Origin of the sequence: Alkalicaulis satelles, assembly GCF_008630495.1 — a bacterium.
GTDB lineage: Bacteria > Pseudomonadota > Alphaproteobacteria > Caulobacterales > Maricaulaceae > Oceanicaulis > Oceanicaulis satelles.
This window is the reverse complement of the sequence record NZ_VWOJ01000001.1, coordinates 681,978-697,814: the sequence shown is the minus strand read 5'-3', so window position 1 is coordinate 697,814 and position 15,837 is coordinate 681,978. Positions and strand designations below refer to the sequence as shown.

8 protein-coding genes are annotated in these 15,837 nt (G+C 65.3%); 3 read left to right on the top strand and 5 right to left on the bottom strand.

What is annotated here, in order from left to right; genetic code table 11:
- Positions 1 to 339: 339 nt before the first annotated feature.
- From F1654_RS03365 to F1654_RS03345, 5 genes are all read right to left on the bottom strand, one after another.
- Positions 340 to 2,121 (bottom strand): glycoside hydrolase family 43 protein, encoded by a 1,782-nt coding sequence (locus tag F1654_RS03365; protein ID WP_233205094.1) that lies wholly within the window; start codon positions 2,119 to 2,121, stop codon positions 340 to 342.
- A 101-nt stretch (positions 2,122 to 2,222) separates the two neighbouring features.
- Positions 2,223 to 3,737: a tryptophan halogenase family protein gene (locus F1654_RS03360; RefSeq protein ID WP_150022077.1), complete on the bottom strand. Its 1,515-nt coding sequence runs from the start codon at positions 3,735 to 3,737 to the stop codon at positions 2,223 to 2,225.
- Positions 3,738 to 3,748: 11 nt separating this feature from the next.
- A complete protein-coding gene (locus tag F1654_RS03355) occupies positions 3,749 to 5,263 on the bottom strand; it encodes a tryptophan halogenase family protein (protein ID WP_150022076.1) in 1,515 nt (504 codons plus the stop codon).
- Complete coding sequence (locus F1654_RS03350) at positions 5,260 to 6,741, bottom strand: tryptophan 7-halogenase (protein ID WP_150022075.1); 1,482 nt, start codon at positions 6,739 to 6,741, stop codon at positions 5,260 to 5,262. Before F1654_RS03350 ends, F1654_RS03355 begins: the two co-directional genes overlap by 4 nt.
- Positions 6,742 to 6,744: 3 nt before the next feature.
- On the bottom strand, positions 6,745 to 8,268 hold the full coding sequence (locus tag F1654_RS03345) for a tryptophan halogenase family protein (RefSeq protein ID WP_150022074.1): 1,524 nt from the start codon (positions 8,266 to 8,268) through the stop codon (positions 6,745 to 6,747).
- A 262-nt stretch (positions 8,269 to 8,530) separates the two neighbouring features.
- Between F1654_RS03345 and F1654_RS03340 the strand changes: the two genes are divergently transcribed.
- From F1654_RS03340 to F1654_RS03330, 3 genes are all read left to right on the top strand, one after another.
- Positions 8,531 to 11,770: a TonB-dependent receptor gene (locus F1654_RS03340; protein WP_150022073.1), complete on the top strand. Its 3,240-nt coding sequence runs from the start codon at positions 8,531 to 8,533 to the stop codon at positions 11,768 to 11,770.
- Positions 11,771 to 11,940: 170 nt separating this feature from the next.
- Positions 11,941 to 13,086, top strand: coding sequence for an endo-1,4-beta-xylanase (locus F1654_RS03335; RefSeq protein WP_150022072.1), 1,146 nt, complete (start codon positions 11,941 to 11,943; stop codon positions 13,084 to 13,086).
- Positions 13,087 to 13,121: 35 nt separating this feature from the next.
- A complete protein-coding gene (locus tag F1654_RS03330) occupies positions 13,122 to 15,662 on the top strand; it encodes a glycoside hydrolase family 3 protein (RefSeq protein WP_150022071.1) in 2,541 nt (846 codons plus the stop codon).
- The last annotated feature ends 175 nt before the right edge of the window (positions 15,663 to 15,837 follow it).

Genomic DNA, 15,837 nt, shown 5'->3' with positions numbered 1-15,837 from the left:
GGACTGGCGAGATGAGTCCAGTACCTCCTTCTTGCGTTTTCCCGGCGAAAGCCGGGACCCAGTTTTTAGTGATGCTCCGCACATCCGTGCGTCGCTCCTCGCATAGGCTCGGGCGCGCGGTCGCGCTTTCGCCTCGGCGGAGCCGGGGCTCCGCTCCGGCGTAGCAGGGTGCGGCGCTGCGCGCCGGGGCTCCACTCCGGCGAAAGCCGGCGCCCAGTCTTTTCTGGGTCCCGGCTTTCGCCGGGAAAACGCAAATATTTGTATGTAGTTAGTTATTCGTCCCGGCTCGGGGGCCGGGACCCCGGACCGCTGGCGCGTCCGGGGTTCCAGCGCCTCTTCCTACTCCCCGCCTGAATAGGCGTACGGCCCCATGGTCACGCCGACAAATCCGCCTGCGATGCGGGTGGACAGGAGCGAGCCGTCCGCATCTTCCAGAAGCGGCCGCCACGCGTCCTCTTCGAGCGCGTAGTGGAAATCAATCTCGCCCGCCCGCGCGGTGATGCGCAGATCGATGGGCGCGCCCGCCTCGCCCTCGAACGGCGTGCTGGCGAGAATCTCTCCGTGTACGTCCTGATCGGGACCGGCGCGGCGCTCCACCCGGATCACATCACCGTCCTGATCGCGCGCCAGCCCGATGAAATACCAGTATTCATCGCTCTGCAGGGCAACCAGCCCGGCCCTGTCGCCCGCCGATTGCGGCTCAAAGCGCATGCGCATGGAGGCGCTGGCATACATGTGCTGCTGGCGGCGCCCGAGATAGGACGGGTTGGCGTTCTCGCCCAGCGCCACATGGCGCGCGGTCAGCACCAGGCTGCCCGGCTCGCTGTCCAGATCATGCCAGCTCTCCTGCGGCACGCGCAGCATCATCCAGTGCGGCGGCAAGGGGCCTGAGAAATCCTCATGCACCTCGAACGCACCGGCCATGGGCGGATCGGCGGGGTCTTGCGGCGGCAGGTCCGGACGGCGATAGGCGTAAGGGATGAGATCGCCGTCCCCGGTCATGCGCGGCCAGCCCTCCTCCCAGCTTACCGGCATCAGGAAGGTTTCCCGGCCGGTATTGTAGAGATCATCGCCATAGGGCCGCACGGCCAGGAAGGTGCTCCACCATTCGCCCGAGGGCGTGGTGACGAAGCTGGCGTGGCCGGCGGATGTGATGGGATAGGGCCGGTCGCGCGGCAGATCGCGCTGGGTGAGGATGGGATTGCCGTCCCAGGCCTCATACGGCCCCATGGGGTTTTCGCTGCGCAGCACGACCTGGGAATGGCCTTCGGCCGTGCCGCCCTCGGCGCAGATCAGATAGTAGAGCCCGTCCACCTTGTAGATATGCGGACCCTCGATCCAGATCGGCTGTTCGGAGAAGTCCACCCCGCCATCGACCAGCACGATGCGCTCGCCAAACGTGGTGAGGCTTTCAAGGTCGAATTGCTGGATCCAGACCGCGCGGTGGCCGTCATATTCCGGCTCGCGGTCAGGCGGGCCGTTATTGAGGATATAGGCGCGCCCGTCCTCGTCGATGAAGAGGGACGGGTCGATCCCGCCCGCCAGATCGGGCAGCCAGACCGGCGCTGACCACGGCCCGGCGGGATCCTCGGCGGTGATCAGGAAATTGTCCCCGCAATCCACACACGTGTTGAGCATGTAGAACACGCCCTCATGGTGGGCCATGGCCGGCGCGAAAATGCCGCGCGAAAGCCCCAGATTGCCGAAATCGACCATGTCGGTGCGGTCCAGCGCATTGCCGATCTGGGTCCAGTTGACCAGATCGCGGCTGTGAAACACCGGCAGGCCGGGAAAGTAGGCGAAGGTGGAGGTGGTCAGGTAATAATCCTCGCCCACCTGGAGTATGTTCGGGTCGGGATAAAACCCGCCCAGGACCGGGTTCTGGAACTCGCCCTCGCCCGCCGGGAAGGCCTCATGAGCCGGATCGCCGCCCTCATAATGAAACCAGTCGAACCGGGCGAGCAGCGGGCCGTCCTCGCCGTTCATAGCGGCTTCGGTTTCGCCATTGGCTGCGGGCGGCGGCGCATCCTCAACCGCTTCAGGCGCTTCGCAGGCGCCCAGCAGGAGCGCCAGCGCGCTGGCGCCGGACAACAGCGCGACTGAGTGACGGTGCGGTTTCATGATAATCCTCCCTCATATCCCTTGGCGGGGCGTTTCGCCTCCGTTTTGTTAGCGCTATCATTTCAGGCCGGGCGGGTGGTTTCAAGGAAAACCGGCGCTTCTCAAGCGGCTTTCGCGGCGCAGTTCATGGCGATGAAGTCGGCATGGCCGGGCATCTGGGTGGCGCAATTGCCGATCACGGCGTGCAGCTCGTCCATGCGCGCGCGCAGCGTGGCCTCGTCCATGGCTTCCACCACTGGGTCATAGCTGCGCGGGACCAGGCCCTGGCCGATCATTACAGCGAACCAGCTGGTGTCGTTGAACAGCTCGTCATTGTCGCGGAAGATGCGCCCGTGGCTCTCGAAGATGCGGTATTTTTCCTTCAGCGTTTCGGGCACGTCCATCTGGCGGCAATAGTTCCACATCGGCGCATCATCGCGCTTGGTGAGGTGATAGTGCAGGATGATGAAGTCGCGCACCTGCTCGAACTCGCGCGCGATCATGAAATTATAGCGCGCGATATCGGCCGGCTCGAACGCCCGGCTGGGGAAGAGCATGAGCAGGCGCGCAATCCCGCTCTGGATGAGATGGATGGAGGTGGACTCCAGCGGTTCCAGGAAGCCCGAGGCCAGGCCTAGCGCGACCACGTTTTTCACCCAGGCTTTCTTTCTGCGCCCGGTCACAAAGCGCAGCTGGCGGGGGTCAGCCAGCGCCTCGCCATCAAGATTGGCCATCAGCGTCGAGGCCGCTTCATCGTCGGAGATGAACTGGCTGGAATAGACATAGCCATTGCCGATGCGGTGCTGCAGCGGAATGCGCCATTGCCAGCCGGCCTCGCGGGCGGTCGAGCGGGTATAGGGCGTGAACTCGCCATCTCCATGTGCGCAGGGCACGGCCATCGCCCGGTCGCAGGGCAGCCAGTGGGTCCAGTCCTCGTATCCGGCCTTCAGCGTCTGTTCGATCAGCAGGCCTCTGAAGCCCGAGCAGTCGATGAACAGCTCGCCTTCGATCTTCTGCCCGCTCTCCAGCTCCACGCTCTCGATAAAGCCGTCCTCTGCGCGCTGATGGACCTTGACGATCTTGCCTTCGGTGCGCGTCACCCCGCGCGCTTCGGCGAAGCGGCGCAGGAAGCGGGCATAGAGCCCGGCGTCGAAATGGAAGGCGTAGGCGATGTTGGAGAGCGGGGAATTGCCCGCCTTGACCGGCCGCATGAAGCGGTTCTGGCTCGCCGCCACCGAGGTCAGCGAATACTCGGTCACCAGGCGCGGATCGCCGCCATGAAGCATGCGCAGCCAATAGGCGTGGAAGGAGACGCCCTCCATGTCCACGCCGAAGGGGCCGAACGGGTGGAAATAGCGGTGGTCCTTTTTGCCCCAACCGACAAACTCGATGCCCAGCTTGAACGAGCCTTGGGTCTCGCGCACGAAGTCGTTCTCGTCCAGGCCCAGCATCCGGTTGAAGATATTGATCTGGGGGATGGTGGCCTCGCCCACGCCCACCGTGCCGATCTCCTCGGATTCCACCAGGGTGATGTCGGCATAGCGGGGGCCGAGGATTTTGGCCAAGGCGGCCGCGGTCATCCATCCGGCGGTGCCGCCGCCGGCGATCACGATCTTGCGTATGCGGGTCTCGTCCATCTGGTCCCCCTTCAGGCGGCGCTGGCGCGGCAGTGCTGATTGATGAAGTCGGCGTGCAGCGGCATGGAGCCAGCGGCGCCGCGCACCAGGGTGCGGATCTCTTCCAGCGCGGCGGCGATCTCGTCCACCGGCGCGGCGTCCACCAGCGGGTCATAGCCCTGCGGCATCACGTTCTGGCCCAGCAAAACCGCGTGCCAGCTGGCCTCGGCGAACAGCTCGTCCTCATAGCGGAACAGCCGGCCCTTGCTGCGGAACAGGGCGAGCTTGCGCGCCAGAGTGTCCGGTATGTCCATGTGCCGGCAGGCGTCCCAGAGCGGCGCGCCGTCGCGCTCATTGGCGTGGTAATGCAGGATGATGAAATCGCGGATGGCCTCGATCTGCTGGTCGGTGAGCCGGTTGTACTCGTCGATCTCAGCTTGCGCGAAGCCGCTGTCAGGCAGCAGGGCGAGCAGCCGCGATATCCCGCTCTGGATCAGGTGGATGGAGGTGGATTCCAGCGGCTCGAGGAAGCCTGAGGCGAGCCCCAGCGCAACGCAGTTTTTCACCCAGGCTTTCTTTCTGCGCCCGGTGACAAAGCGCAGGGGGCGCGGATCGGCCAGCGCCTCGCCGTCCAGATTGGCCAGGAGGGTGGAAGCGGCTTCGTCGTCGGAGATGAACTGGCTGGAATAGACATAGCCATTGCCGATCCGGTGCTGCAGCGGAATGCGCCACTGCCAGCCGGCCTCTCTGGCCGTTGAACGTGTATAGGGCGTGAACTCGCCATCTCCGTGCGCGCACGGCACGGCTATCGCCCGGTCGCAGGGCAGCCAGCGGGTCCAGTCCTCGTAACCGGTTTGAAGCGTCTGTTCGATCAGCAGGCCTCTGAAGCCCGAGCAGTCGATGAACAGCTCGCCTTCGATCTTCTGCCCGCTCTCCAGCTCCACGCTCTCGATAAAGCCGTCCTCTGCGCGCTGGTGAACCTTTGTGATCTTGCCTTCCACCCGGGTCACGCCCCGCGCTTCGGAATAGCGCCGCAGGAAGCGGGCATAGAGCGAGGCGTCGAAATGATAGGCCCAGTGCAGCTGTGTCAGTGGTGAGCGGTATGGCGGGGCGATGCCGCCGAACCGGTTCTCGTAAGCCGCCATGGCGCACAGATTATATTCGGCGAAATCGGCGGCCCGGCCGAGGCCGCGCAGCTTGAGCCAGAACTGGTGGAATTTCACCGCGTTCATGTCCGCCCCGAACGGGCCGAACGGGTGGATGTAGCGGTGGCCGGGCCGGGTCCAGTCCACGAACTCGATGCCCAGCTTGTAGCTGCCTTGGGTGGCTTTCAGAAACTCGCGCTCGTCCAGCCCCAGCACCTCGTTGAACTGGCGGATGGGCGGGATGGTGGCTTCGCCGACGCCGACAATGCCGATCTCCTCGGATTCCACCAGGGTGATGCGTGTGACGCCATTGGCGATGAGGCGCGACAGGGCGCCCGCCGCCATCCAGCCGGCCGTGCCGCCGCCGACGATCACGATCTGGCGCAGGGGCGGGGCGCTCATGGCGCTCTCCCGTGCAACTGGGCCAGCATGTCGCCATGGGCGGGCAGGCGCCGGGCGGTCTGGGCGGCCAGCTGGCGGATATGCTCACAGCGGTGTTTCAGGGCGGCTTCATCCAGACCGTTGGCCAGCGGGTCATGATCGTGCGGCTGGACGCGCCGGGCGATGAAAGCCGCCGCCCACATCGCCTCGTCATAGACCGCGTCCTCGCTGCGCATGATGCGCCCCCGGGCTGCATACAGCGCCATGCGCCGCGCCAGCTCCGGCGAGGGCTGCAGCGTGCGGGCCCTGGCCCAGGGGGCTTCCTTACGGGTCTGGGCGAGATAGGCGTGGGCGGCGAAATCGCGCACAGAGCCGGTTTCCGCCTCGAACACGCGGTTATATTCGCGCGCTTCCACAGCGCCGCCATCGCCATGGGGGACCAGCTTGAGAAAGCGCAAGGCGGCGCTGGCGGCCAGATGCGCCTCGGCGCTGGCGAGCGGATCGGGCCGGCAGGCCGCCGCGCCCACCGCCAGGCAATTGGCGCTCCAGGGCGCTGTGCGCCGTCCCGGATTGAAGGCGCTGACCGAGGCTGCGCCGCCCAGCTGTCCGATGGCGGCCGCATCGTCCATGGCCGATGAGGCGAACACCAGCTGGTCAGACCGCGCGCCGTAGAGAGGGATGGTGCGCACCCATCCTGCGGCGTCCGCCTGGTTGTGCGTCAGCGGGGCGGGGGCTGCGCCCTCTTGGGTCAGGGTGCTGGCGATGCGGTCGAAGCCCGGCGCGGCCCAGCTCTCCCACCCCACGCCCAGCACGCCGGAGATGAGCGCGGCGCGCTCGCCGGTGGCGTCGATGAAGACATCAGCCTCGATCGCGCGTCCATCCTCCAGCAGCGCGGCGGTCAGCGCGCCGTCATCGCCGCGCCGGGCGGACATGACGCGGCCCTCCAGCGCTTTCGCTCCCGATTGCAGCGCGGCGGCGCGCAGCAAGCGCGCATAGCCCGCCGTCTCCAGATGAAGGCCGAAATCCAGCGTGGACAGGAAGGAGGCCGGGTCCGGCGAGGGCGGCGCAAAACGGCCCAGGCGCGCCGCTTCCCCCGCCAGCGAATAGGCGGCCAGATCCATGTCGCCGGCCCGCGCGCCCAGCCGCATCAATTGCTGATGGAAGCGCACCGGGCCGATATCGGCGCCGGTATCGCCATAGGGCAGAACGGTGTCAGCGCCCGGCGCCCAGCCGGTGTGGCGCTCGCCCAGCTTGAAGCTCCCGCGCGCGGCGCGCAGGACGTCAAGATCATCCAGACCAAGCCCATGATGGTGATCCTGAGCGCCGGGCAGGGTGGACAGGGCGGGCGTTTGCGCGCCCAGGCTTTCATCCGGCCGGCCATCATCGGCCACGGTGATCTGAACGCCCAGCGGCGCCAGGGCGCGCGCGGCGGCCAGGGCGAACATCCAGCCGGCGACGCCGCCGCCAGCGATGAAGATATGTCCGGGCGCGCCGCTCATGGCTCAGCCTGCCGCGCTGGCGGGCGGGCGGGTCATGCCGATGGCTGCGCCGTGATGGGGCAGGGTGTCGGCCAGCGCTGCAATCTCCGCCTTCAGGCGGGCAAAGCGCGCGCGCGCAGCGTCTTCCGGTATGGCCTGAGCCAACGGGTCGAAGCGTCTTGGCGCGATACGCTGGCCGATATAGACCGCGATCCAGCTGGGCGGCAGGAATACGCCGTATTCATAGGACGTGGGCACGCCGCGCTCGCGGAACAGTTCCATCTTCCAGGTCAGCGAATCGGGAATATCCATGGTCCGGCAATAGTCCCAGAAGGGCGTGTCGTCCCGCTCGGTGGCGTGATAGTGCAGGATCAGGAAATCACGCACCCGCTCGTATTCCAGGCTCATGGAGTGGTTGAACTCGTCGGCGTCCGCCGGGTCCCAGGCGCCGGTGGGGAAGAAGTCCAGCAGATAGCCCAGCGCCACCTGGATCAGGTGGATGGAGGTGGACTCCAGCGGTTCCAGGAAGCCCGAGGCCAGCCCGATGGCCACGCAGTTTTTGCTCCATTGCTGGCGGCGCTTGCCGGCCAGGAAGCGCAGCCGGTTGGGCTCGGCCAGCGCGGTGTTCTCCAGCGCGTCCATCAGGATGTCCTCGGCGCGCGCGTCATCCATGAAGGCGCTGGCGTAGACATGGCCATTGCCGACGCGGTGCTGCAGCGGAATGCGCCAGCACCAGCCGGCCTCCTGCGCGGTGGCGCGGGTATAGGGCGGCAGTTCGCGGGTCGACGCGCTGGGCAGGGCAATCGCCCGGTCACAGGGCAGCCAGTGGGACCAGTCCTCATAGCCCGCTTTCAACGCCTGTTCGATGATCAGGCCCCGAAAGCCCGAGCAATCCACAAACAGATCGCCTTCGATGCGCGTTCCGTTTTCCAGCGTGATGGCGGTGACGAACCCGCTCTCGCCGTCCAGCGCCACATCCACCACCCGGCCTTCGGTGCGTTTTACCCCGCGCGCCTCGGAGAAGCTGCGCAGGAAGCGGGCATAGAGGGCGGCGTCGAACTGGTAGGCGTAGGAGAAGGTGGACAGAAGCGAGCTCATATCCATGGACGGGCGTGCGAAGCGCTCGCGGCGCGCCATCTGGATCGGCAGGGAATAATCGTCGATCGGCCCCATGGCCGCCTCGCCGCCCAGCCTCAGCCAGTGATGGTGGAAATTCACCGGGTCGTCGGGATGGCCGTAATCGCCGAAGGGATGGATATAGGAATCGCCCTTGCGCGCCCAGTTGCGGAACTCGATCCCCAGCTTGATGGTGGCGTTGGTGTCTTTCAGGAACCCGGCTTCATCGATCCCGAGCGTCTGGTTGAAATGGCGGATATGGGGCAGGGTGGATTCGCCGACCCCGACCGTTCCGATCGCCTCTGATTCCACCAGTTCGATGGCGATTGCGGTCCCTTTGAGGCCATGGGACAGGGCGGCGGCCGCCATCCAGCCGGCCGTGCCGCCGCCGACGATCACTACCCTGGCAATCCGCCTCCCTGGCGCCGTCATGGGCTTGGCCCTTATCTATTTGTCAGACATGGCTGCACATTTTCAGCCGAAGCCTGCATCCTATTGGCGCTTTTATCGCGCGGTCAACGCATCCTCCAGCCGTGCAGGGGCTTATTTGCAACGCGATTTCCCTTTTTTTCTGCATGCGGGGCTGAAATTGTTGCGGGCTGCGCGATGTTGCGCTACGACTTCATTAATCAGACATAAGCGCTAAACCAAAATGGTAGCGCTAACATAACAAACATACCGGGGAGGGAATACGATGTTTGTGACGATGAAGGAGACGTGTGACCAGAGCAAAGCTCCCGGTCACGAAAAGCTGTTGTCCGGCGTATCAGCCATGGCGCTTATCGCCTGCCTGATGACCTCGCCGGCCCTGGCGCAGAGTGAATCCGAAGCGGAAGAAGAGACGACACAAGCCCAGGACGTTGTGGTCGTCACCGGCTTCCGGGCCAGCTTGCGCACATCTCAGGACATCAAGCGCGATTCCGAGGTTTTCGTTGATTCCATCACTGCCGAGGATATCGGGGCGCTTCCGGACCGGTCGGTGACTGAAGCGCTGCAGCGTATTCCGGGCATCTCCATCGACCGGTTCCAGGCCGGCGTGGACCCTGATCACTTCTCCATCGAAGGCAGCGGCGTTGTCGTGCGCGGCCTGACCTGGGTGCGCTCCGAACTGAACGGGCGCGATACGTTCAGCGCCAATAACGGTCGCATTCTGAGCTTCGCCGATGTGCCGGCCGAATTGCTGGGCGGCGTGGACGTGTTCAAGAACCAGTCCGCCGACATGATCGAGGGGGGCATTTCGGGCAGCATCAATCTGCGCACCCGCGTGCCGTTCGATTCCGCCGGGCGCATGGCCGCAGCCTCCATCGAGGGCAGCTACGGGGACTTCGCCAAGGAATGGTCGCCGACGGTTTCGGCCCTGTTCTCTGACCGCTGGGAAACGGCGCGTTCGGGCGAGTTCGGCTTCCTGATCAATTATGTGAATTCCCAGCTGACCGCCCGCAGCGACGGCCAGCAGATCTCCAATTTCGGCCAGCGCACGCTGTTCTCCAATGGCGATGTGGTCGATGACGGCGCGTCCACGCCGGTAGGCACGGTCTGGTTCCCGCGCGGCGCAGCCTTCCGTTCCCAGACTTTCGAGCGTGAGCGTGAAGGCATCGGCGCCGCGGCCCAGTGGCGCAGCCCGGACCGTACGCTTGAAGCGACCGCCCAGTTCCTGCGCTCTGATTCCCAGCAGGCCTGGACCGAGCACGCCATCGAGATCGCGACGGACAATGTCGCCGACAATGGCGACTCACGCGCCTTTCCCGGCACGACGCTCTCGTTCGGGTCGGACGGGGTGTTCACCTCCGGTCTGATCACCAGCGATTCCACAGGCTGGCGTGATGACCAGTTCGGCGCCCAGCGTACGCCTGTATGGGGCCTGCAAAGCAATAATATCCGCCGCGATCAGGAGCAGCGGTATGTGACCACCGATTACGGTTTCAACCTGCGCTGGACGCCGGAAGGCCCGTGGTCGTTCAATTTCGACTACCAGCATGTGACATCCACCGTGGACGTCACGGACCTGACTTTGTGGAACTCCACCTATCAGGACGCCGAGATCGAGCTGCGCGGCAGCTCCATCCCGATTGTCCGTTTCCGCAATCCGGGCAGTTTCTGGGGGCCTGACGCCGATCCGAACGACCCCGCTCAGGGCGTTCCGGGCACGCCGTGCACCCCGCCGGCCCAGCATTGCCCGAACTATGCCGGGCAAAGCGATCTGAGCTCGCCGGCGGCGACCTTCACCCGCGCGGCCATGGATCATATCGAACAGAGCGAAGGCAAGCTGGACGCCTTCCGCTTTGATGCTGATTACAGCTTCAGCAATATGGGCTGGCTGGAATCGGTGCGTTTCGGCGCCCGGCGCTCCATCCGCAACCAGACCACCCGCTTCTCGACCTATAACTGGGGCGTGATCTCCGAGCAGTGGGGCAGTGGCGGTCCGGTCTGGCTGGACGGCAATGTGCCAGGTCTCGGCGATCTGGCCGGTTATCACGCGCCGTTCGGCTTCGATAACTTCATGCGCGGCAAGGTGCCGGTGCCTACAGGTGATCAGCCGCGCCTGTTCTGGGGCAGCAATATCATCCAGGACTATCAGGGCATGATCGATTATGCCCGCGGGGTGAATGACTCCTGGCGCCCGGACACGGCTTGCGGCCAGCCGGACAACTGGCAGCCGCTGCACCTGCGCTGCGGCGTGGATGCGGACAGCCCGTTCCTGTTGCAGGAGATCAATCCATCGCGTGAGCAGACCGATGCGCTCTACGCCATGGTCCGCTACAATACCGATCTGGATGGCGGTGCTCAGCTGAGCGGTAATTTCGGTGTCCGGTATGTGAGCTTTGACCGTGAGGCGAGCGGCTGGCGGGCCTTCAACCAGCAGGGCTTCCTGTCAGACGCCGAGTGCGATGCGCAAGCGGCTGATCCCGACCAGACCACCTCTACCTTCTGCCAGCTTGATCCGCAGGTGCGCGCCGATGCACGCGCCTTCGCCAATGGCGCTCTGGAGCCCAATGACGCTGTCTACACCGACGACTTCTGGCTGCCGAGCTTCAACGCTGTGCTGCGGCTTGAAAACGGATGGCAGTTCCGTCTGGGCCTGTCCCAGGCCCTGACCTGGCCCGATATCGGCCTGACCCGGAACTATTACGACATCTCCCTGTCGACGACGTCTGAAGACATTGTGGACGGGCGTCCCACCGGACGGTTCTCGGTCGGCAATCCGATGCTGCGCCCGATCCGTTCGGACAATTTCGACCTGTCGGCGGAATGGTATTTCGCAGAGGTCGGCTCGCTGACCCTGTCGCTGTTCTACAAGCGTCTGCATGACGTGCACACGAACGGGACCGAGCGGATTGCGTTCACCAATAACGGCGCGACCTTCGACGCCGTGGTGACCACCCCGGTCAATGCCGACACCACCGGCACGCTCAAGGGCTTCGAGATCGCCTATCAGCAGGTCTATGACATGCTGCCGGCGCCGTTTGACGGGCTCGGCATCCAGGCCAACTACACCTATGTGGACTCCTCCGGGGTCAGCCAGTCGACGCTTTCGGCGACGGATCCGGACGTGTCTGCGGGCCTGGTGGCCAATGTCGACACTTCGCGCCTGCCGCTGCAGGGCCTGTCAAAACACACGGCCAATTTCGCAACCTTCTACGAGAGTGATCGGTGGTCGGCCCGCCTGGCCTATTCCTGGCGCTCGGACTTCGTGGTGACGGTGCGCGACGTGATCGTGCCCTTCGCTCCGATCATCCAGGAGGATTCCGGCCAGCTTGACGGCTCGCTGTTCTACACCGTGAACGACAATGTCCGGATCGGGGTGCAGGCGGTGAACCTCACCAATGAGGTGACCCGCACCAGCCAGGTTCTCAATGATGACCTGCTCACCGCGCCCCGCTCCTGGTTCATGAATGACCGGCGCTTCACCTTCCTGGTGCGCGCCAGTTTCTAAGGGGTCTTCCTCCCGGCGGGCGTGCAGTTCAGGGCTATCCCCAGACTGCCCGCCCGCTCCTTTTTTGAGGGGCCCAGCGGGGCAGGGCGCCGCGTCATCCGGCAAGGCATACGGCGCGCCTGACACGATCCCGCATAACAGCATCAAGCAGTAGCAAGCGGAGTGACATCATGCTGACGCGTAGACAGACCCTGGCCCTTGGCGCAGGCGGACTGGCGGCCCTGGGCGCGCCGGGCTTCGCATTGGGCCGGGATGAGGACCGTGGTCCGTCCCTGCACGCGCTGGCCCAGGCCAAGGGCATGCGCTTTGGCAGCGCCGTGGGTGTGAGCCCGCCGGGTACGATTTCCGGGGCCTTCCACGATCCGCAATACCGTCAGCTTCTGATCGATGAGTGCGGCGTGCTCGTCCATGAAAACGAGCTCAAATGGTATGTCGCCCGCCCGGACGCCGAGACGTTCGATTTCGAACGCGCCGACATGATCATGGACTTCGCCGAGGAGAACGGCATGGAGATGCGCGGGCACACCCTGCTCTGGCATCACACCGACTGGTTCCCCGACTGGATCAATAATCACGATTTCGGCTCGCGGCCGGGTACGGAAGCCGAGCGCATGCTCACCGAGCACGTGCGCACCATGGTCGAACGCTATAAGGGCCGCATCTATTCCTGGGACGTGGTCAACGAGACCATCGACGAGGCCGGCCGTTTCCGCCAGACGCCGCTATCGCGCCATCTGGGCGAGGAGGTGATTGATCTGGCCTTCCATATCGCGCGTGAAGCCGATCCGGCCGCGGAGCTGCTCTATAACGACTACATGAACTGGGAGGCGGGCTATGAGCGCCAACAGGAAGGCGTGCTGCGCCTTCTGGAGCGGCTGAAGGCCCGGGGCGCGCCCATCGACGGGCTGGGCGTTCAAGGTCATATCGGCTCGGGCAATTACGACTATTCCACCGGCTTCGACACGGCGCGCGAGGACACCTGGCGGCAATTCCTGGACGATGTGGTGGGGCTGGATCTGAGCCTGTCGGTCACCGAGTTCGACGTGCACGACAAGAATCTGCCCGCCGATATCGAGATCCGCGACCGCAAGGTGGCCGAGCTGGGCCGGCGCTATCTCGATCTGATGTTCTCCTATCCCCAGACCAAGGACCTGCTGGTCTGGGGCATGGCCGATCAGTATTCCTGGTATCAGGAGCACTGGGTGCGCGAGGATGGCGTGGCCAAACGGCCCACGCCCTATGACGAGAATTTCCAGCCCAAACCGCTGCGCCAGGCGATCGCCGATGCGCTGATCGCCGCCGAGCCCAGGCCGTAAGGCGCGCTATAGCTGCAATGACGGGAAAGACACTCATGCTCTGCAAGACCTATGCCGCGCTGGCGGCTCTGATCGGCGTTACGGTTTTGAGCGCCTGTGACCAACCGGCCCTGAACGCCGATCAGACCGATGACGGCGCCGTCCCGCCGGCTGAGCGCGGCGTTCTTCTGGACCTGCCGCCCGAGGCGCGCGCCAATCCGGATGTCTGGCCGCGCTCGGCCACGCCCGCAGCGATCACCGATGAAGCCTCTGAAGCCCGGATCGACGAGATTCTGGCGCAGATGACGCTGGAGGAGAAGGTTGGCCAGACCATCCAGGCCGATATCTCCGCCATCACGCCTGCCGACATGGCCGCCTATCCGCTGGGCTCGATCCTGGCGGGCGGCAATTCGGCGCCGGGCGGGCGCAACTGGGCGGGCGCAGAGGACTGGGTGCAGCTGGCGCGCGATTTCCGCGCCGCCGTCGAGGCCCGCGAGGGCGCGCGCATCCCGCTCATCTTCGGCATCGACGCCGTGCACGGGCACAACAATGTCATCGGCGCCACCATCTTTCCGCACAATATCGGCCTTGGCGCGGCCCGGAACCCGGATCTGGTGGGCCGTATCGCCGAAGTGACCGCGCTGGAAGTGGCCGCCACGGGCGCCGACTGGACGTTCGGGCCGACAGTGGCCGTACCCCGCGATCTGCGCTGGGGGCGCACTTATGAAGGCTATGGCGAGGACCCGGAAATCGTGGCGAGCTATGCCGGTCCGGTGACGCTGGGCCTGCAGGGTGAGCTGCGCGCCGGCGAGGTGCTGGGCGTGGGCCGCATCGCCGGGTCTGCCAAGCACTTCCTGGCCGATGGCGGCACGGTGGACGGGGTTGATCAGGGCGACGCCCCGATCTCTGAAGAAGAGCTGATCCGCGTGCATAATGCGGGCTATCCCCCGACCATCGATGCGGGCGTGCTGACCGTGATGGCGTCCTTCTCCAGCTGGAACGGGGTGAAGATCACCGGCAACCAGACGCTGCTCGACGATGTGCTGCGCGGGCCGCTGGGCTTTGAGGGCTTTCTGGTCTCCGACTGGAACGCCCACGGCCAGATCCCCGGCTGCACAAATGAGAGCTGTCCCGAAGCCTTCAATGCGGGCATCGACATGTTCATGGCGCCCGATAGCTGGCGTCCGCTCTATTACAACACGCTCGAACAGGTCCGCTCCGGCGCCATCACCATGGAGCGTCTGGATGAGGCGGTGCGCCGCATCTTGCGCGTGAAAATCCGCGCCGGGCTGTTCGAGACCGAACGCCCGCTGGAAGGGCGCTATGACCTGATCGGCGCGCCCGAGCACCGCGCAGTGGCGCGCGATGCGGTGCGCCAGTCCCTGGTGCTGCTGAAAAATGACGGCGTCCTGCCGGTCCGTCCGGATGCGCGTGTGCTCGTGGCGGGCAGTGCGGCGGACAATATCGGCCAGCAATCAGGCGGCTGGACGCTGAGCTGGCAGGGCACCGGCACAACCAATGCAGACTTCCCCGGCGCCACCTCCATCTGGGGCGGCATCGAGGAGGCCGTGACGTCTGCGGGCGGCACTGCCGTGCTGAGCGCTGACGGCAGCTATGATGAAGCCCCCGATGTGGCCATCGTGGTGTTCGGCGAGACGCCCTATGCCGAGTTCCAGGGCGATCTCGATCATCTGGCCTTTGCTGATCCCGAACCCTTGCGCGTGCTGCGCAATCTTCAGGAAGCGGGCATCCCGACCGTCTCGGTGTTCATCTCGGGCCGTCCCATGTGGACCAATCCGGAGATCAACGCCTCCAACGCCTTTGTCGCGGCCTGGCTGCCGGGCAGTGAAGGCGGCGGCGTGGCTGATGTGCTGATCGCAGATGAAGCGGGCCAGGCGCGGTATGATTTTACCGGCACGCTCTCCTTCTCCTGGCCGCGTCATGCGCTCCAGACCCCTCTGAACCGGGACATGGATGATTACGATCCGCTGTTCGCCTATGGCTTCGGGCTGACCTATGACGACGACGGCGCGCTGGATGCGCTGTCCGAAGAGTCCGGCGTCAGCGGCGATGCAGCCAATCCCGACCGGTATTTCGTGGAAGGCCGGTTTGTCGCGCCCTGGTCGCTGCTGCTGCGCGATGAGGGCGGGGACAGCCGTCCGGGCCTTGCGCCTTCAGGCGAGAGCCCGCGCGGAAACGTGGCCATGCGCACGGTGGACGGCTCGGCGCAGGAATCTGCGCGCGCGCTGACCTTCACCGGTCCGGCCCGGGCGCTGGCCTGGGGCACGGCGGTGGACCTGACCCGTCAGGCCAATGGCGAGATGGCGCTGCTTCTGCGCTACCGCGCCGACAGCGCGCCCGAAGGCCAGGTCTGGCTGGGCGTGGGCGAGGCGGAAATCGACCTCACGCCCTTCATGGCTGAAACGGGCAGCTGGCAGGAGATCAAGGTGCGCCTGTCCTGCTTCCGCGATCTGGGCACGAACATCGCCGCCGTGGAGGAGCCGTTCTCCCTGCGCGCCGATGGCCCGGCCATGATCAGCTTTGAAACCGCGCGCCTGGCCTCAAACGAGGGCGACGCCATCTGCCCGGCGGAGTAGACAGGCTTCTGTCAGCCATCATTTCCCGGACGGCTCGCACCGTCCGGGAAATGATGGAGGCAAAAACTCTTCCTGTAGCGTTTTCCCGGCGCAAGCCGGGATTCAGAAAAGCTGGGCGCCAGCTTGCGCCGGTGAAACGCACTCCACCACATTCGTCATCCCCACACAGCTAGGG